This window comes from Bordetella petrii (assembly GCF_017356245.1).
Taxonomy (GTDB): domain Bacteria; phylum Pseudomonadota; class Gammaproteobacteria; order Burkholderiales; family Burkholderiaceae_B; genus Bordetella_A; species Bordetella_A petrii_D.
Genome location: NZ_JAFMZZ010000001.1, coordinates 1,717,342 through 1,734,618, shown reverse-complemented (window position 1 = coordinate 1,734,618; position 17,277 = coordinate 1,717,342). Strand labels below are relative to the sequence as shown.

The following is a 17,277-nucleotide window of genomic DNA, read 5'->3' as shown; positions in this document are numbered from 1 at the left end:
AAGCGGCCCGATTGGTACCGTGCGGCTAGACGAATTGGATATATCCTTACACGCGTTGGTAATAAATCCGCTCCCGCCCAGCCGAGGACCCTCGTCGACATGCTGTATCACTTGCACGAACTGCAACGGGCCTTCCTGACGCCCTTTGCCGCATTCACCGACGCCAGTTCGCAGTTGTTCTCCAGTCCGTTCAGCCCGCTGGCCTACACGCCCCTTTCGCGGCAGTTGGCGGCCAGCTGTGAACTCATGCACCGGCTGGGCAAGGAATACCAGAAACCCGCCTGGAACCTGCCGGCCACCCGCGTCGACGGCCGCGAACTGCGCGTGACCGAGTCGGTTGCGCTCGAAAAACCCTTCTGTCGCCTGCTGCATTTCCAGCGCGCCGCCCGCCGCGCCGACCCGCGCGTGCTGCTGGTGGCGCCGCTGTCGGGCCACCATGCCACGCTGCTGCGCGATACCGTGCGCGCCCTGCTGCCCGCCCATGACGTGTACGTCACCGACTGGCTCGATGCGCGCATGGTGCCGCTGTCGCAGGGGCCGTTCCACCTGGACGACTATGTGCGCTACATCCAGGAATTCATCCGCCACCTGGGGCCCGACGTCCATGTGATATCGGTGTGCCAGCCCACCGTGCCGGTGCTGGCCGCCATCGCCCTGATGGCCTCCGCCAACGATCCGCTGCAGCCGCGCAGCATGGTGATGATGGGCGGCCCCATCGACCCGCGCCAGTCGCCCACCCAGGTCAACCGGCTGGCCACCACCAAGCCTTATTCCTGGTTCGAAAGCCAGCTGATCGACACCGTGCCGGCGCGCTACCCCGGCGCCGGCCGCCGCGTCTACCCCGGTTTCCTGCAGCATGCCGGTTTCGTCGCCATGAACCCCGACCGCCACCTGAAATCGCACTACGACTTCTACCTGGACCTGCTGCGCGGCGACGACAGCGACGCGGCCGCGCACCGGCGCTTCTACGACGAATACAACGCAGTGCTGGACATGCCCGCCGAGTTCTACCTGGACACGATCCGGGTGGTGTTCCAGGAATTCCGGCTGCCCAACGGCACCTGGCAGGTCGACGGCCAGGCCGTGCGACCGGCCGATATCAAGAAAGTGGCCCTGCTCAGCATCGAGGGCGAGCTCGACGATATCTCCGGGCAGGGGCAAACCCGCGCGGCCATCGACCTGTGCCGCGGCATACCGGCCGCCCGCAAGCGCCACTACACCGCGCCCGGCTGCGGCCACTACGGGATTTTCTCGGGCCGCCGCTGGCGCGAAATGATCTGTCCTAAAATCGCGGAATTCATCCGCCAGGCATAGTACCGGCGTACGCGGGCCGCCCCGGCCCGTTTCTGCTTCACCCGCCATGCCCTGTCTTTCCCTTGCCGACCGTATCGACGCCCTGCTGCCGCAAACGCAGTGCACCAAATGCGGCTACGACGGCTGCCGGCCATACGCCCAGGCCATTGCCGACGGCGCCGCCGCCATCAACCGCTGCCCGCCCGGCGGCGATGACGGCGTCGCCGCGCTGGCGGCGTTGCTCGACACCGCGGTGCTGCCGCTGGATCTGTCGCGCGGCGCGCCCGGCCCGCTGACCGTGGCGCGCATCGACGAAGCCCACTGCATCGGCTGTACGCTGTGCATCCGCGCCTGCCCGGTGGATGCCATCGTGGGCGCCAACAAGCGCATGCACACCGTGCTGGCCGACTGGTGCACCGGCTGCGACCTGTGCGTGGCCCCCTGCCCGGTCGACTGCATCGACATGGTGCCGGCCGGCCGGGCCTGGACCCCCGCCGATGCGCAGGCCGGCCGCCAGCGCCACCAAGCCCGCCAGGTCCGCCTGGCGCGCGAAACAGCCGACAACGCGCGCCTGATGGCCGCCCCGGCCGAACTCGCCGCCGCGCCGCGCCCGGCCGCCTCCCCCCCGGACGGCGACGCCCGCAAGCGCGCCGCCATCGAATCCGCCCTGGCCCGCGCCCGGGCCCGACGCACCGCCACGCCGACATGAACGCAGCCAAGCGCCAGGCCATCTTCGCCCGCCTGCAAGCCGCCAACCCCCATCCGACCACCGAACTCGAATACGACACGCCCTTTCAACTGCTGATCGCGGTGCTGCTGTCGGCGCAGGCCACCGACAAATCGGTGAACCTGGCCACGCGCAAATTCTTCCCGCGCTATGGCACCCCCCAGGCCATGCTGGCGCTGGGCGAAGACGGCCTGGCCGAGTACATCAAGACCATCGGCCTGTACCGCACCAAGGCCAAGAACGCCATTGCCACCTGCCGGCTGCTGATCGAACGCCATGGCGGCGCCGTGCCGCAAACGCGCGAAGCGCTGGAAGCCTTGCCCGGGGTAGGCCGCAAGACGGCCAACGTGGTGCTGAACACGGCCTTCGGCCAGCCCACCATGGCGGTGGACACGCACATTTTCCGCGTGTCGAACCGCACCGGCATCGCGCCGGGCAAGAATGTGCTGGAAGTCGAACACAAACTGGAAAAATTCGTACCGGCTGAATACATGCAGGATGCCCACCACTGGCTGATCCTGCATGGCCGCTACGTCTGTGTGGCGCGCAAGCCGAAATGCCCGCAATGCGGCATCGCGGACCTCTGCGAATTCAAGCAAAAGACCCTGCCGCAATAGGGGTTCATCCCGCGCATTGTCGGCTGCCCGACAATCGGCCATGCGGCAGCGCAATACCTATGAAAAACCCTCATGGCATTTTGAGGGATAGGTCCGCATACTCGCCGGCAACTCTTAAAAAATACATTGCTGGTGCCGCGGATATGGATGACATTATCCTGGAGACAAAAGGCCTTACAAAAGAATTCCTCGGCTTCGTTGCCGTCAACGGAGTCGATCTGCGCGTCAAGCGCGGCCAGATCCATGCCCTTATCGGCCCCAATGGCGCAGGCAAGACCACCTGTTTCAATCTGCTGACCAAATTCCTGGCGCCCACTTCGGGCCAGATCCTGTTCAACGGCCATGACATCACCGGCGAGCGCCCGGCCCAGATCGCGCGGCGCGGCATCATCCGCTCGTTCCAGATCTCGGCCGTGTTCCCGCACCTGAGCGTGCTGGAAAACGTGCGCATCGGCCTGCAGCGCAAGACCGGCCTGTCGTTTCATTTCTGGCGCAGCGAAAAGCAGCTGTCCACGCTCGACGCCAAGGCGCGCGAGCTGCTCGAACAGGTCGACCTGGGCGCCTTCGCCGACGAAACCACCATCAACCTGCCCTACGGGCGCAAGCGCGCGCTGGAAATCGCCACCACGCTGGCCATGGAACCCGAACTGATGCTGCTCGACGAGCCCACCCAGGGCATGGGCCACGAAGACGTAGACCGCGTCACCCAGCTGATCAAGCAGGTCAGCCAGGGCCGCACCATCCTGATGGTTGAACACAATATGAACGTCGTGTCGTCCATCGCCGACACCATCACCGTGCTGGCGCGCGGCGCCGTGCTGGCCGAAGGGCCTTATGCGGAAGTGTCGCGACATCCTGCCGTGATGCAGGCCTACATGGGCACCACCGAGGGGGAACTGCAAGGAGCGCACGCATGAGTACCCCGGCACTGGAAATCTCCGGCCTGCAGGCCTGGTACGGCGAATCGCACATCCTGCACGGCGTCGACCTGCGGGTGGCGCAGGGCGAAGTGGTAACGCTGCTGGGGCGCAACGGCGCCGGCCGCACCACCACGCTGCGCGCCATATTGGGCTTGACCGGCTCCCGCAAGGGCTCGGTGCGCATCCACGGCACCGAAGCCATCGACCTGCCCACCTACAAGATTGCCCACCTGGGCGTGGGCTACTGTCCCGAAGAGCGCGGCATCTTCGCCAGCCTGTCGTGCGAAGAGAACCTGCTCTTGCCGCCCGCGGTGGGCGGCGCCCTGGGCGGCGGCATGTCGCTGACCGAAATCTACGACATGTTCCCCAACCTGCACGAACGCCGCAATTCGCCGGGCACGCGCCTGTCGGGCGGCGAGCAGCAGATGCTGGCGGTGGCGCGCATCCTGCGCACCGGCGCCAACCTGCTGCTGCTCGACGAAATATCGGAAGGCCTGGCGCCGGTCATCGTGCAGGCGCTGGCGCGCATGATCACGGCGCTGAAACAACGCGGCTACACCATTGTGATGGTCGAACAGAACTTCCGCTTCGCCGCGCCGCTGTCCGACCGTTTCTACGTCATGGAACACGGCCAGATCGTCGAGCACTTCGAGGCCAGTGAACTTCAACAGAAACAGGATACGCTCAACGAATTGCTGGGCGTATAGGAATCCTGTCATTCGCCGCGCAGGCGGCATCCCCACAGAGAAGCAAAGGAGTCATCCCATGAAGCTGCATCACATCACTGCCGCGCTGGCCCTGGCCGGCCTGGGATTTGCCGGGCTACCCGCCCAGGCGCAAGGCATCTCCGGCGACGTCATCCGCATCGGTTTCATTACAGACATGTCCGGCGTCTATTCCGACATCGACGGGCCGGCTGGCGTGGAGGCGATCCGCATGGCCATTGCCGACGCGGGCGGCGCCGTCAACGGCAAGAAGATCGAGCTGGTCACCGCCGACCACCAGAACAAGGCCGACATTGCTTCCAGCCGCGCGCGCGAATGGTTCGACCAGGAAGGCCTGGACGTGCTGATCGGCGGCACCAATTCCGCCACCAACCTGGCCATGGCCGCCGTCGCGGCCGAAAAGAAAAAGCCGTTCATCTCGATCGGCGCGGGCAGCTCTGACCTGACCAACGCGCAATGCACCCCCTACACCATCCACTACGCCTATGACACCGTCGCGCTGGCGCGCGGCACCGGTTCGGCGGTAGTGAAAAACGGCGGCAAGACCTGGTTCTTCCTGACCGCCGACTACGCTTTCGGCCATGCGCTCGAACGCGATACCACCGCCGTGATCAAGGCGGCCGGCGGCGAGGTCAAGGGCGCCGTGCGCGCGCCGCTGGCCACCGCCGACTTCTCGTCGTTCCTGCTGCAGGCGCAGGCCTCGGGCGCGCAGATCCTGGGTCTGGCCAATGCCGGCGGCGACACCATCAACTCCATCAAGGCCGCCAACGAGTTCGGCGTCACGCAGACCATGAAGATGGCCGGCCTGCTGATCTTCATCAACGACATCCACTCGCTGGGTCTCAAGACCACTCAGGGCATGTACCTGACCGACAGCTGGTACTGGGATCAATCCGACGCGGCGCGCGCCTGGACCAAGAAATTCGAAGCCAAGGTCAACCGCAAGCCGTCCAGCCTGCAGGCCGCGGATTATTCCTCGGTGTCGTTCTACCTGAACGGCGTCAAGGCCACCGGCACCGACGATGCCGACACCCTGATGAAATGGATGAAGTCGAACAAGATCAACGACTTCTACGCCAAAGACGGCTACGTGCGCAAAGACGGCCGCATGATCCACGAGATGTACCTGATGCAGGTGAAGACCCCCGAAGAATCCAAGGGCCCCTGGGACTACTACAAGGTGGTTGCCAACCTGCCCGGCGACGAGGTCTACACCAAGCCGTCCGAGTCGGCCTGCAAGCTCTTCAAACAGTAATCCGCTGAAGTTGTCCCGCGCGCCCGTGCCCACCCGGCCGGGCCGCGCCGCGAACAAGCACGCCTCTATCCGAACGCGCAGGATTTTCCCGACATGATCGACCTCTTCGGCATCCCCCTACAGGCCTTGCTCGGACAGCTGCTGCTGGGCCTGGTCAACGGGTCCTTCTACGCCATGCTGTCGCTGGGTTTGGCGGTCATTTTCGGACTGCTGAACGTCATCAATTTCGCGCACGGCTCGCTCTACATGCTGGGCGCCTTCGTCGCCTGGATGGGGCTGTCGTATCTGGGCCTGAACTACTGGATCATGCTGATCCTCGCCCCCCTGGTGGTGGGCCTGTTCGGCATCGTGATCGAAAAACTGCTGCTCAAGCACCTGTACAAGCTCGACCACCTGTACGGCCTGCTGCTCACTTTCGGCCTGACGCTGCTGATCGAAGGCCTGTTCCGCAGTTTCTATGGCGTGTCGGGCCAGCCCTACCCCACGCCCGACCTGCTGCGCGGCGCCACCAACCTGGGCTTCATGATCCTGCCCAATTACCGCGGCTGGATCGTCGTGGCCTCGATCACCGTGTGCCTGACCACCTGGTTCGTCATCGAACGCACGCGCCTGGGCGCCCTGCTGCGCGCCGGCACCGAGAATCCCAAGCTGGTCGAGGCATTCGGCGTGAATGTCCCGCGCATGGTGACCCTGACCTACGGCTTCGGCGTGGCGCTGGCCGGCTTTGCCGGCGTGCTGGCCGCGCCGGTGCTGCAGATTTCGCCCCTGATGGGCTCCAACCTGATCATCGTGGTGTTTGCCGTGGTGGTGATCGGCGGCATGGGATCCATCCTGGGCGCCATCCTCACCGGCCTGGGGCTGGGTGTGATCGAAGGCCTGACCAAGGTCTTCTGGCCCGAAGCCTCCAGCACCGTCGTATTCATCATCATGGCCATCGTCCTGTTGCTCCGCCCCGCCGGGCTGTTCGGAAAAGAGAAATGAATCGCCAACTGCTGAGCTACGCGGCGGCGGCCATCGTCGTGGCCATCCTGCCGTTCGTGGGCGTGTATCCCATTTTTGCCATGAAGGTGATGTGCTATGCACTGTTCGCCTGCGCCTTCAACCTGCTGCTGGGCTACACCGGCCTGCTGTCGTTCGGCCACGCGGCATTCCTGGGCAGCGCGGCATACGCAGCCGGGCACGCGCTGAAAGTGTGGGGCTTTCCCACCGAACTGGGCCTGCTGTTCGGCACCGCCGTGGCGGCGCTGCTGGGGCTGGTGATGGGGCTGCTGGCCATCCGCCGCAGCGGCATCTATTTCGCCATGATCACGCTCGCGCTGGCCCAGATGGTGTTCTTCTTCTTCCTGCAGGCGCACTTCACCGGCGGCGAAGACGGCCTGCAGCGCGTGCCGCGCGGCACGCTGCTGGGCTTCATCGACCTGCGCAACGACCTGAACCTGTACTACCTGGTAATGGCGATCTTCGCGTTCGGCTACTTCGTGATCTGGCGCACCGTGCACTCGCCGTTCGGCCAGGTGCTCAAGGCGCTGCGCGAAAACGAGCCGCGCACCCTGTCGCTGGGCTACGACGTCGACCGCTTCAAGCTGCTGGCCTTCGTGCTGTCGGCCGCGATCGCGGGCCTAGCCGGCGCCACCAAGACCCTGGTGTTCGTGTCGGCCACCTTGTCCGACGCCACGTGGCAGATGTCGGGCCTGGTGATCCTGATGACCCTGATCGGCGGCCTGGGCACGCTGGTGGGCCCCATTCTCGGCGCCTTCATCGTGGTGCTGCTGGAAAACAAGGTGGGCGACTTCGGCCGCTTCATGGCCGACCTCACCGGCAGCAGCTGGTTCCTGCGGCTGGGCGAATCGGTCACCATCGTGATCGGCCTGATCTTCATCATCTGCGTGCTGGCCTTCCGCCGCGGCATCGTGGGCGAATGGCAGGCGTTCATGGAACGGCGCCGCGCGCGCGCCTGAACGCCGCGCCCTGGCCGGGCCGCGCTCCGCGCCTCGTACAATGGGCCGATCGCCCCCAGGGCGCCACCATGCGAGCAAGGAGACCTTCATGCACATGACGCGAGCCCCCCGCCTGTTGCTGGGCGCGCTGGCCGCCGCCACGGCCCTGCTCTGGACAGCGCCCGCCGCGGCCGCGGCCCAATGCGAAATCGACCAGCCGGTGCGCTTCAGCGGCCTGAACTGGGAATCCAACCTGGTGCTGGCCGGCATCGAGCGCTTTATCGTCGAGCACGGCTACGGCTGCGCCACCTCGGTGGAAATCGGCGAGACCCTGGCCATGCTGGCCGCCCTGCAGCGCCGCGATGTCGACGTCACGCCCGAAGTCTGGCCCGGCCAGATCGAAGTGGCCTGGGACAAGGCCTTGAAGTCGGGCAAGGTGCTGGCGGCGGGCCACGTATACGACGCCGGCGAAGGCTGGTATATCCCCCGCTACACGGCCGAACGCCATCCCGACCTGAAAAGCGCGGCGGACCTGGCCCGCTACACCAAAGTGTTCGCCGACCCCGAAGACCCGGCCCGCGGCCGCATCTACGGCTGCCCCGCGGGCTGGGCCTGCGGCACCCTGAACACCAACCTGCTCAAGGCGCTGAAGCTCGACGGCCAGTACACGATGTTCGCCCCTGGCTCGGGCGCCGCGCAGAAGGCCGCCATCGTATCGGCCTACAAGCGCAAGCGCGACATCGTGTTCTATTACTGGACGCCCACCGCGCTGGTGGGCGCGCTGGACCTGGTCAAGCTGCAATTGCCGCCCTTCGACCAGGCCGCCTATACCTGCATGACCGATCCGAAGTGCGAAAACCCGGTGCCCACCGAATTCAAGGCCAACAAGGTGGTCACGGGCCTGAACGCCGAATTCGCCCGCCAGGCGCCCCGGCTGAAGGCATTCTTCGACAAGCTCAGCGTGCCGGCCCCGGCCATCGACGACACGCTGGGCTGGCTTGAGAACCAGGGCGCGGAGCCCGAGGACGCCGCGCAGTACTTCCTGCGCAAGTACCCCGACGTCTGGCGCAAGTGGGTGCCCGCCGAAGTCGCCGACCGGGTGCAGGCCGGCCTGTAGCCGGCCCGCGGGTGTATGCTGCGCAGGCAATGCGCCCGCCGGCGCGCCCCGATTCAAGGAATGACCACATGGATGCGCTCTACTGGCACGACGGCCAATGGACTACTGAAAACCCCAAACTGCTGGGCCCCGCCGACCACGCCTTCTGGATGGCCAGCATGGTGTTCGACGGCGCGCGCGCCTTCGGCGGCCTGACGCCCGACCTCGACCTGCACTGCCAGCGCGTGGTGCGCTCGGCCGAGAAGATGCTGATGAAGCCCCAATTGGGCTGGCAGCAGATCCGCGACCTGTGCCTGCAGGCCGTGGAGCGCTTCCCGGCCGGCGAGGCGCTGTATCTCAAGCCCATGTTCTTCTGCGCCGACGGCTTCCTGCTGCCCGAAGCCGACAAGACGCAGTTCGTGCTGCATGTCTTCAAGGTGCCCATGCCGGGCGAACAGGGCTTTTCGGCCTGCTTTTCCAGCTTCGCGCGCGCCTGGTCGAACATGGCGCCCACCGACGCCAAGGCATCGTGCCTGTACCCCAACGGCCAGCGCGCCATCCGCGAAGCCATGGCCAAGGGCTACGACAATGCCATCATGCTGGACGGCGACGGCCACGTGGCCGAATTCGCCACCGCCAACCTGTGGATCGCCAAGGACGGCGTGGTGGCCACGCCCGCCGACAACGGCACCTTCCTGAACGGCATCACGCGCCAGCGCGTGCTGGCCCTACTGCGCGCCGACGGCGTCGACGTGCAGGAACGCGCGCTGACGCGCGCCGATATCGAACAGGCCGACGAAGTGTTTTCCACCGGCAACTACGGCAAGGTGGTGCACGTCAACCGGGTCGAAGACCGCGGCCTGCCCTATGGGCCGCTGGCGCGCCGCGCGCACGGGCTGTACATGGAGTATGCGCGCGGCGGCAAATAGTCAGGACCGGGCCGTGCCGTCCTGAACCGGCGGCTGGTGCAAGACGGCGATGTCAGGGTCATTCTGGTAGCGGCCGTAACGCGCCAATACCTGCGGATCGTGTCCCGGCACCACGTGTGCGGCGCTACTGGCGGCCTGCCGCACACGCACGTGGCCAGCCAGCATGTCTGCCACGTTGAACACAATGGGAAATGGCCGGCCGCTATCCATGTTTTCATAGTAGTGGCTGGCATCGGACGCCAGCACCACCCAGCCGCGCCCGGTGTGCACCCGCACGGCTTGCAGTCCCTTGGTATGCCCGCCGATCTTCAGCAGTTCGATGCCGGGATACAGCACGGCGTCGCCATCGTGAAACACCACGCGATCGTCATAGACGCGGCGCACCAGGGTAACCACGTCCTCGACTTCGTAGGCATGGCGCAAGGCGCCATGGCACATGCAGCGCCCGGTGGCGTAGTCCATTTCATCATCCTGCACATGCAGCCGGGCGTGTGGCACCTTTGCCAGGTTGCCAGCGTGATCGTAGTGCAGATGAGTCAGCACGACATCGCTGATCAGTTCCGGCTTCACGCCCAGCCTTGCCAGCCCGTCCAGTGGGCAGCGCAGCATCTCACGCTGGCGACGCGCGGCGGTCTCGGCGGAAAACCCGGTGTCGACCAGGACGCACCGGCCGGCGCCTCGCACCAGCCAGACGAAGAAATCCATCGGCATGGGGCCGTCGTGCGGATCTCCCCCCAGGAAGTTGGCGACGCGCGACCGGTCCATGCGCGCATAGCGGATGGCGTAGACTTCGTATTCCGGCATGATCAAGGGAGTTCTCCTGTCTGGCTTGCCCGGCGGCGCTGGTCAGTCGGCTTTCGCGCCAGATGCCTTCACGACCTCGCCCCATTTTTCGTATTCGTCATTCAAGAATTTCTGGAACGCGGCCGGCGAATCGCTTACCGACACCTGCACGGCCGATTGCGCCAGGGTTTGCCTGACTTCCGGCTGCTTCATCACGGCCAGCAACGCGGCGTGCAACTTGTCGATGACCGGCCCTGGCGTCCTGGCCGGCGCCAGCAGGCCTATCCAGTTGACGGCCACGAAGCGCGGCAGGCCCTGTTCACCCGAAGTGGGCAGGTCTGGCAAGAACTCCGACCTGGCGTCATTGGCCAGCGCAATGCCCTGCAATCGTCCGCCCAGGATATGGTTGTAGACGGCCGGCAAATCCACGACGACGCCGTCGACATGCCCTGCCAGAGTATCGGCAACCGCGGGCGCGGCGCCCTTGTAGGGCACATGGATGATCTTCGTATCCGGCGCGGCGCTCTTGAAGAGTTCGATCGCCAGATGCGGCAACCCTCCGCTGCCCGACGAAGCCAGCGTGATTTCCCGGGTCTTGGCCAGCGCGATCAGTTCGGCCAGATTCTTGGCGGGAAACTTGGGGTGTACCGCCAGCGCTTCGGGAGTGATGCCAACCAGGCTGATTGCAGCGAAGTCTTTCTTGGCATCGTACGCCATGTGGGCTTGAGTATGGGGCGAGACGACTACGGGGCTGGCGCTGGCCACCATCAGGGTGTAGCCGTCGGGATCGGCCTTGGCCACGTGGGCCGTGCCGATCATGCCTGCTGCGCCCACACGGTTTTCAACCACTACGGGCACACCCAGTATTCGCCCCAGCGGCTGCGAAATCGCACGCGCGACGATATCGTTCGACCCGCCAGCGGAAAAACCCACCACCAGCGTGATTGGCCTGTCGGGAAAATGATCCGGCTGTGCGCCCGCGGAAGCCATTGGCGCCAACGACACGGCGCCGGCCAGCGCCGCCGCGCGCCAGGAACGGATACGAAACCAATTCATGACTGTCTCCTGAGAATATGTAGTTGTGAGGTGTTCAATGTGCCTGCTGGGCGATCTCGGCCGCATCAGCGGCCTGTTCGATCGCCACGCAAGCCTGCAGCCATCGTGCCGAGGCCGCCTCGCCCAGCACCGGCGTGACCAATTCGCTGAATTTGCCGGCCAATTGCGCGTCGGTCATCGGATTGGTGACACTGCCGATGGCGTTCCGCGTGAACCGTTCGCGGGCCTTTCCATTGCGCAGCCGGACCACCACCATGGCCTGGTTATCGGCCAGGTCTGGGTCTGCCTCGGCATGCATGTTCGATTGCAGGCCGCGAACCTGGCTGTCCATGACGCAATCGATTTCGCCTTGGGCGACGCCCGCGGCGCCGCGCGCCAATACCACAGCGGCCCAATGGAACAGGCTTACCTGCGCATCGAGCACGGTGTCGGGCAACTTCCGCCATGTCAGGTTGAGCGCGTCCGGGTGCACGCGCAGCTCGACGCCAATAATGTCTTCGGGCCGCACTCCATCTTCGCGATACAACGCCAGGCAGGCATCGATGGTTGGATGGATCACAATGCCGCACGGATAGGGTTTGTACGTGTTGTTCAGGAACTCATAGCGCCGACCGAGCCCATCCCGGATCGGCCCGGCATCGGTGCCGCCCGTCAGCACGTCCAGCAGGCCATATTTGCCATCCACGGCATGGGTGCTGCATTCGAAGCCGCCGGCCGCCATGTAGGCGGCAGCCACTCCGTTGCGCGCCGCCAGCCCAGGCACATACGCGATGGCCATACTGCCGTGCGTGGCCCGAAAACCGCACCCTTGCGCAGCCGCCAGGCCGATCGCCGCCTCCATTTGTTCGCGGTCCAGCCCCAGCAGGCGGCCAGCGGCCGCGGCGGCCCCGATGCCGCCGGACAAACCAGTCATGTACCAACCCTTGCTGCTGCGTCCGGCAATGGCGCAACTGGTGCGGCAAGTCAACTCCAGCCCCACGGCCAGTGCCGCCAGAAGATGCGCACCTTGCACCGGCCTTCCCTGGGCGGACAACCTGGCCGCGACGGCAAGCGCGGCAGACGCCACCGGACCCGTGGGGTGTGTGATGGTGGCGAGATGAGTGTCATCGTAGGTGTGCGTCGAAGAACTCAGGCACCCGAGCAATGCCGCATCCGTCACGCTCGTCCGCTCGAGGCGCCCCAGGACCGGCACATCACCATGCGCCTGCATCGATTGCGAGCCTCGCACGGCCGCGTCCATCGTCGCGGTGCGAGCGCCACCGATCGCGCACGCCACCCAGTTCAACCACGCCCTGGCCGCCTCGCGACGCACTGGTTCCGGCAGGCTGTCCCATGCCGCGTCGACCGCGAAATGCGCCATGTCCTGCGCTACTAAGCCTTGATCGGTGCTCGCCATTTCCTATTCAGCTCCTATTGCTTATCGTTCTTTCTAACAGAACAGTCATTCTCTTTATGAAGCAATCCTATCCTGCCTGAACCCAGGATGCAACGCCTCTCTTCAAATTCATCTGCCTGCGCGGGCGTGGGCCGCGAGGCATCGACGCCAGGCCGCAAATGCTTGACAAGCCTGTGTCCATCGGCTCAGAATGGCCAATAACAGAATATACGTTCTATCTAACAGAACGATAAAACCGCGAGTCATGGCCGGCCGGATTGCAGCACTCACAGACCAACCTACAAGAGGAGACTCCCATCATGTCTGGTGAAAAAATGAAACTGTATTGGCCCATTGGGTTGAGTAAGGCAATGCCTGATCGAACGCCGCGTGGCGACCTGCTGGATGAAACCCTGCAGGCCTATACGCGACACGTCATGGGTCCCGATGTGTCCGTCACCATCGGCTGGCTGGAAAAAACAACGTCATTGCTCTCGTCGCTGTATCTGGGCACGATCAACGACGTTTATGTCATCAATGACATCCTGAAAATGGAAGAACAGGGCATCGACGGCGCCATTGTCGGCGGCCACTGGGACCCCGGCTTATACGCGGCGCGCGAGGCGGCCTCGATTCCCGTGGCGGGGCCGGGCGAATCGGCGATGATGCTGGCGGCGACGCTAGGGCGCCGGTTCGCCATGCTGACGGTGCACGAAGGTTATGTGCCCATCATCGAGCACAACATTCGCACCTACGGGCTCCAGGACAAGGCTATTGCCACGCGTCCGGTGCGCAAGTTCGGCATGACCTACGACAACTTCGTGCGCTGCCTGGAAGGCAAAGACGACGAATTCCTGGTTGAGTTCGAAAAGACCGCCCGCGAATGCATCGCCGATGGCGCGGACGTCATCATCGCCGGCGGCCAGCTGTTCGGCCCGGCGTTCGTCAAGCACAACTTCAACAGCATCGCCAACACCGGCGTGCCCGTCATCGAAACGACCGCCTGCGGCCTGAAATTCGCACAGACGCTGGTCAGCCTGAAACGCTCTATCGGCCTTGCCAAGAGCCAGCACATTCATTCGCCGTTCCGTACCCCGCCCCGGGACGTCGTCAACAGTGTCCGTAACTCGTACGGCATCCTGCAATCGGAGAACAGCCATGCGTAACCTCGTGCGCCTGGGCCTGAGCGGCCTGCTGGCTGGAACCCTGTTCTCGGCCGCCGCGGCCAGCGCGGCCTCTTCCTACCCCGACAAACCTGTGAGGCTGGTACTGGGTTTCGCGGCTGGAGGGTCCAACGATGTAGTGGCGCGCATCGTCGCCGCCAAAGCCAGCCAGCTGCTCGGCGCGCCGATGGTCGTGGAAAACCGGCCCGGCGCCAATGGCGCCATCGCCAGCGATCTGGTCGCGCACGCCGCGCCCGATGGCTACACGCTGCTGCTGGGCAGCGCCAGCACGCTCGCCATCAATCCACACACAGTGGCGGAGATCCGCTACGACCCGTTGCGCGATTTCGAAGGTATCGGTACCGTTGCCATGACGCCTGAAGTCATCGCCATCAACCCTGCCGTATCTGCGCACACACTGGACGAGTTCATCCGCCTGGCCGGCAAGCAGAACCTGACCATGGCGTCTTCCGGCACCGGCGGGCTGCCACACCTGGCGATCGAATTGTTCAAGACGGCCGCCCATGTAAACGTAACCCACGTACCATACAAGGGTGGTGCGCCCGCCGCGACCGACGTGGTCGCCGGGCACGTGGACGGCATCATCATGGATCTTCCGCCATTGCGCAGCTTCATCGAGTCAGGCCGGATGCGCGGACTGGCGGTGGCCGGCAAGCAACGGTCGCCTGCCCTGCCGGATCTACCCACCACCGCCGAACTCGGCCTGCCCCAGGTAGCTGCTTCGAACTGGTTTGCCGTGGTGGCGCCGAAGGGAACGCCAGCCGCGATTGCCGACAAGCTGCACGCGGCATTCACAAAGGCCGCGCACGACCCCGACACCGTCAGACAGTTGGCCGAGGCAGGCATCGAGCCGATGACCAATTCTACGCGTGCCGACTTCCGGCAGTTTCTGCAAGATGAACTGCAGCGCTGGAAAACCGTGGCGACGCAGGCCGGTGTCGCCGTTCATAAATAACAGCCACCTTCAACCACTAGTCCATCCGCCATGCCAGCAACCAAGACATCTTCCTCCTCTCAGACCATGCCAATGCTGATCGGCTCGAACTGGGTCGCGGACGCGCATTCGACCTTCGAGTCCATCAACCCCGCCACCGGCCAGCCCAACTTCCTGATCAGCGCGGCCGGCGAGGCACAGGTGGATCAGGCGGTGGACGCCGCCTGGCGCGCCGTGCGCCAGCCCGCCTGGCGCGACATGCTGCCGCACAGGCGCGCCGCTCTGCTGCGCGCCATCGCCGACGGCATGGACCGCAACGCCGACACGCTGGCGCGGCTGCAGATGATCGAGAACGGCAAGGTCTGGCGCGAATGCCAGGCCCAGGTGGCCAGCGCGTCCGCCACTTTCCGCTATTACGCGGGGGTCTGCGAAACCCTCAACGCGGAAGTCACGCCGTCCCGCGGCAACTATTTATCGATGACCCAGTACGAGCCCTATGGCGTAGTGGCGGCCATCACGCCGTGGAATTCCCCCATGACCATGGAAGCGCAGAAGGTGGCGCCGGCGCTGGCGGCTGGCAATGCCGTCATCCTTAAGCCGTCGGAGGTCACCTCGTCGCCGGCCCTGGAGCTGGGCCGCATCGCGCTCGAAGCCGGCCTGCCGCCGGGCATTCTGAACGTGGTCACCGGGCTGGGCGCCGCCGCCGGCAAGCGCCTGGTGGAACATCCCGGTGTGCGCATGGTGTCGTTCACTGGCGGCACCGCCAGCGGCCGGGCCATCGCCCGCGCCGCGGCCGACAAGCTGATGCCGGTGGCGCTGGAACTGGGCGGCAAGTCGCCGCATATCGTGTTCGGCGATGCCGACCAGCAGGCCGCCATCGAAAGCGTGATCGGCGGCATCTTCGAGGGCAGCGGCCAATCGTGCGTGGCCGGCTCGCGCCTGTATGTGCAGCGCGGCATCGCCCAGGCGTTCATCGAGCAGCTGGTGGCGCGCGCGGCGCAGCTGAAAATCGACCTGCCCGACGCCGACGGCGCGCAGATGGGCCCCATCGCCTCGTTCGGTCACCGCGACAAGATCGAAGGCATGGTCGGCACCGCGCTGGCCGAGGGCGGCGAAGTGCTGCTGGGCGGCCGGCGCCCCGATGCCGCGGCCCTGCAGGCGGGTGCGTTCTACCTGCCCACCATCCTGGGCGGCCTCGGACGCGACGCCCACGTGGTGCGCGAAGAGATCTTCGGCCCGGTGCTGTGCGTGCTGCCGTTCGACGACGAAGACGATCTGGTCGACCAGGCCAACGACAGCGCCTACGGCCTGGCCGCGGGCATCTGGACCGCCGATTACCGGCGCGCCTGGCGGGTGGCCCGGCAGCTCGAGGCCGGCAGCGTCTGGATCAACACCTACAAGCAGCTGTCCATCGCCACGCCGTTCGGCGGCTTCAAGCAAAGCGGCATCGGCCGCGAGAAGGGCTTGTCGGGGCTGCGCCTGTACCAGCAATCGAAAGGCATTTACTGGGGCATGTAAGCCCCTCACGTTCCGGAGACCATACACATGACAGATTTCAAGCATGCCGGCTTCATCGGCATGGGCGTAATGGGCGAACCCATCTGCCGCAACCTGGCCCAGAAATGCGGGCTGCCGGTGCTGGGCTATGACAGCAACCCGGCCCCTCTGCAGCGCCTGGCCGCGCACGGCGTGGCCGCCGCCGCCTCGGTGGCCGAAGTCGCGCAGCAGTGCGACATCCTGTTCCTGTCGCTGCCTTCCGGCGAAGTGGTGGCCGACGTGGCGCGCGGTCCGCAGGGCCTGCTGGCCCATGCGCGGCAGGGCCAGATAATCGTCGACACCAGCACCTCGCCCATCGACACGACGCGCGCCCTGGCCGCGGAATTCGCCGCCAGGGGAGCCTTGTTCATCGACGCCCCGGTGGCCCGCACGCGCGCCGCCGCCGAGGCAGGCACGCTGTCGGTGATGGTGGGCGGCGATGCGGCCGTGTTTGCGCGGGTGCAGCCGCTGATCGCGACGTTCGCCTCCGAAATCACGCACTGCGGTCCGGTGGGCAGCGGGCAGGTGGTGAAGATCCTGAACAACATGGTGCTGTTCGAGACCGTGACCGCGCTTTCCGAAGCCCGCGCCATCGCGCGGCGTTCGGGCGTCGACCCGCAACTGCTGCTCGAGACCTTCACCCGCGGGTCGGCGGACAGCTTCGCGTTGCGCAACCATGGCTTAAAGGCTATGCTGCCCGGGGATTTTCCCGAGAAAGCCTTCTCGGTCGAGTACGCCCGCAAAGACTTGCGCTACGCGCTGGCTCTGGCCGCGCAAACCGGCGTGGATGCATCGGGGGCCCGCAACGTCGAGCGCTGGTTCGCCGCCGCCATCGACCAGGGCCAGGGTGACCGCTACTTCCCGGTCATCAGCCGCAGCATCGATGCCGGCCCGGCCGACCCCGATTAAC

General features: G+C 65.6%; 17 protein-coding genes. 14 read left to right on the top strand and 3 right to left on the bottom strand.

The window, feature by feature from the left end; translation table 11 throughout:
- Nucleotides 1–99 precede the first annotated feature (99 nt).
- The 10 genes from J2P76_RS08470 (at nt 100) to J2P76_RS08425 (ending at nt 9,499) form a co-directional block, all read left to right on the top strand.
- The gene (locus J2P76_RS08470) at nt 100–1,314 is read left to right on the top strand and encodes a polyhydroxyalkanoate depolymerase (protein ID WP_207406222.1); all 1,215 of its coding nucleotides are present in this window, start codon (nt 100–102) and stop codon (nt 1,312–1,314) included.
- Nucleotides 1,315–1,360: 46 nt separating this feature from the next.
- Nucleotides 1,361–2,002 carry an electron transport complex subunit RsxB gene (gene rsxB / locus J2P76_RS08465; RefSeq protein ID WP_207406213.1) on the top strand — a complete coding sequence of 214 codons (642 nt, stop codon included), beginning with the start codon at nt 1,361–1,363 and terminating at the stop codon, nt 2,000–2,002.
- Nucleotides 1,999–2,637: an endonuclease III gene (gene nth / locus J2P76_RS08460; RefSeq protein ID WP_207406212.1), complete on the top strand. Its 639-nt coding sequence runs from the start codon at nt 1,999–2,001 to the stop codon at nt 2,635–2,637. Before rsxB ends, nth begins: the two co-directional genes overlap by 4 nt.
- Before the next feature lie 143 nt (nt 2,638–2,780).
- Nucleotides 2,781–3,554 carry an ABC transporter ATP-binding protein gene (locus J2P76_RS08455; protein ID WP_207406210.1) on the top strand — a complete coding sequence of 258 codons (774 nt, stop codon included), beginning with the start codon at nt 2,781–2,783 and terminating at the stop codon, nt 3,552–3,554.
- Nucleotides 3,551–4,264: an ABC transporter ATP-binding protein gene (locus tag J2P76_RS08450; protein ID WP_207406202.1), complete on the top strand. Its 714-nt coding sequence runs from the start codon at nt 3,551–3,553 to the stop codon at nt 4,262–4,264. The genes J2P76_RS08455 and J2P76_RS08450 overlap by 4 nt, the downstream gene beginning before the upstream one ends.
- Before the next feature lie 58 nt (nt 4,265–4,322).
- Complete coding sequence (locus J2P76_RS08445) at nt 4,323–5,537, top strand: ABC transporter substrate-binding protein (protein ID WP_207406200.1); 1,215 nt, start codon at nt 4,323–4,325, stop codon at nt 5,535–5,537.
- 93 nt (nt 5,538–5,630) lie between these two features.
- Complete coding sequence (locus J2P76_RS08440) at nt 5,631–6,518, top strand: branched-chain amino acid ABC transporter permease (protein WP_207406191.1); 888 nt, start codon at nt 5,631–5,633, stop codon at nt 6,516–6,518.
- Nucleotides 6,515–7,495 (top strand): branched-chain amino acid ABC transporter permease, encoded by a 981-nt coding sequence (locus J2P76_RS08435; protein WP_207406189.1) that lies wholly within the window; start codon nt 6,515–6,517, stop codon nt 7,493–7,495. The genes J2P76_RS08440 and J2P76_RS08435 overlap by 4 nt, the downstream gene beginning before the upstream one ends.
- Nucleotides 7,496–7,589: 94 nt before the next feature.
- The gene (locus J2P76_RS08430) at nt 7,590–8,591 is read left to right on the top strand and encodes an ABC transporter substrate-binding protein (RefSeq protein ID WP_431603387.1); all 1,002 of its coding nucleotides are present in this window, start codon (nt 7,590–7,592) and stop codon (nt 8,589–8,591) included.
- A gap of 68 nt (nt 8,592–8,659) precedes the next feature.
- Nucleotides 8,660–9,499, top strand: a complete 840-nt coding sequence (locus J2P76_RS08425) for a branched-chain amino acid aminotransferase (RefSeq protein ID WP_207406185.1) — start codon at nt 8,660–8,662, stop codon at nt 9,497–9,499.
- On the opposite strand, the gene J2P76_RS08420 is transcribed toward J2P76_RS08425, so the two are convergent.
- From J2P76_RS08420 to J2P76_RS08410, 3 genes are read right to left on the bottom strand one after another with little or no spacing between them, the layout of a single operon-like run.
- On the bottom strand, nt 9,500–10,309 hold the full coding sequence (locus tag J2P76_RS08420) for an N-acyl homoserine lactonase family protein (RefSeq protein WP_431603386.1): 810 nt from the start codon (nt 10,307–10,309) through the stop codon (nt 9,500–9,502).
- A 36-nt stretch (nt 10,310–10,345) separates the two neighbouring features.
- Complete coding sequence (locus J2P76_RS08415; protein ID WP_207406181.1) at nt 10,346–11,338, bottom strand: Bug family tripartite tricarboxylate transporter substrate binding protein; 993 nt, start codon at nt 11,336–11,338, stop codon at nt 10,346–10,348.
- 34 nt (nt 11,339–11,372) lie between these two features.
- On the bottom strand, nt 11,373–12,734 hold the full coding sequence (locus J2P76_RS08410) for an MmgE/PrpD family protein (protein WP_207406179.1): 1,362 nt from the start codon (nt 12,732–12,734) through the stop codon (nt 11,373–11,375).
- A 350-nt stretch (nt 12,735–13,084) separates the two neighbouring features.
- On the opposite strand from J2P76_RS08410, the gene J2P76_RS08405 reads away from it, so the two are divergent.
- The 4 genes from J2P76_RS08405 to J2P76_RS08390 all read left to right on the top strand — a co-directional run bounded on the left by J2P76_RS08405 (nt 13,085) and on the right by J2P76_RS08390 (nt 17,276).
- Nucleotides 13,085–13,879: an aspartate/glutamate racemase family protein gene (locus J2P76_RS08405; RefSeq protein WP_207406171.1), complete on the top strand. Its 795-nt coding sequence runs from the start codon at nt 13,085–13,087 to the stop codon at nt 13,877–13,879.
- The gene (locus J2P76_RS08400; RefSeq protein WP_207406169.1) at nt 13,872–14,852 is read left to right on the top strand and encodes a Bug family tripartite tricarboxylate transporter substrate binding protein; all 981 of its coding nucleotides are present in this window, start codon (nt 13,872–13,874) and stop codon (nt 14,850–14,852) included. Before J2P76_RS08405 ends, J2P76_RS08400 begins: the two co-directional genes overlap by 8 nt.
- 66 nt (nt 14,853–14,918) lie before the next feature.
- Nucleotides 14,919–16,349, top strand: coding sequence for an aldehyde dehydrogenase (locus J2P76_RS08395; RefSeq protein WP_207406167.1), 1,431 nt, complete (start codon nt 14,919–14,921; stop codon nt 16,347–16,349).
- A 27-nt stretch (nt 16,350–16,376) separates the two neighbouring features.
- Nucleotides 16,377–17,276: an NAD(P)-dependent oxidoreductase gene (locus J2P76_RS08390; RefSeq protein ID WP_207406166.1), complete on the top strand. Its 900-nt coding sequence runs from the start codon at nt 16,377–16,379 to the stop codon at nt 17,274–17,276.
- The last annotated feature ends 1 nt before the right edge of the window (nt 17,277 follow it).

What these genes read in the sequence shown, in the direction of transcription:
- J2P76_RS08430 (WP_431603387.1), top strand. Translation starts at nt 7,590, where the DNA reads ATGACGCGAGCCCCCCGCCTGTTGCTGGGCGCGCTGGCCGCCGCCACG.
- J2P76_RS08470 (WP_207406222.1), top strand. Translation starts at nt 100, where the DNA reads ATGCTGTATCACTTGCACGAACTGCAACGGGCCTTCCTGACGCCCTTT.
- rsxB (WP_207406213.1), top strand. Translation starts at nt 1,361, where the DNA reads ATGCCCTGTCTTTCCCTTGCCGACCGTATCGACGCCCTGCTGCCGCAA.
- J2P76_RS08390 (WP_207406166.1), top strand. Translation starts at nt 16,377, where the DNA reads ATGACAGATTTCAAGCATGCCGGCTTCATCGGCATGGGCGTAATGGGC.
- nth (WP_207406212.1), top strand. Translation starts at nt 1,999, where the DNA reads ATGAACGCAGCCAAGCGCCAGGCCATCTTCGCCCGCCTGCAAGCCGCC.
- J2P76_RS08450 (WP_207406202.1), top strand. Translation starts at nt 3,551, where the DNA reads ATGAGTACCCCGGCACTGGAAATCTCCGGCCTGCAGGCCTGGTACGGC.
- J2P76_RS08435 (WP_207406189.1), top strand. Translation starts at nt 6,515, where the DNA reads ATGAATCGCCAACTGCTGAGCTACGCGGCGGCGGCCATCGTCGTGGCC.
- J2P76_RS08445 (WP_207406200.1), top strand. Translation starts at nt 4,323, where the DNA reads ATGAAGCTGCATCACATCACTGCCGCGCTGGCCCTGGCCGGCCTGGGA.
- J2P76_RS08440 (WP_207406191.1), top strand. Translation starts at nt 5,631, where the DNA reads ATGATCGACCTCTTCGGCATCCCCCTACAGGCCTTGCTCGGACAGCTG.
- J2P76_RS08415 (WP_207406181.1), bottom strand. Translation starts at nt 11,338, where the DNA reads ATGAATTGGTTTCGTATCCGTTCCTGGCGCGCGGCGGCGCTGGCCGGC.
- J2P76_RS08395 (WP_207406167.1), top strand. Translation starts at nt 14,919, where the DNA reads ATGCCAATGCTGATCGGCTCGAACTGGGTCGCGGACGCGCATTCGACC.
- J2P76_RS08455 (WP_207406210.1), top strand. Translation starts at nt 2,781, where the DNA reads ATGGATGACATTATCCTGGAGACAAAAGGCCTTACAAAAGAATTCCTC.
- J2P76_RS08410 (WP_207406179.1), bottom strand. Translation starts at nt 12,734, where the DNA reads ATGGCGAGCACCGATCAAGGCTTAGTAGCGCAGGACATGGCGCATTTC.
- J2P76_RS08405 (WP_207406171.1), top strand. Translation starts at nt 13,085, where the DNA reads ATGCCTGATCGAACGCCGCGTGGCGACCTGCTGGATGAAACCCTGCAG.
- J2P76_RS08425 (WP_207406185.1), top strand. Translation starts at nt 8,660, where the DNA reads ATGGATGCGCTCTACTGGCACGACGGCCAATGGACTACTGAAAACCCC.
- J2P76_RS08400 (WP_207406169.1), top strand. Translation starts at nt 13,872, where the DNA reads ATGCGTAACCTCGTGCGCCTGGGCCTGAGCGGCCTGCTGGCTGGAACC.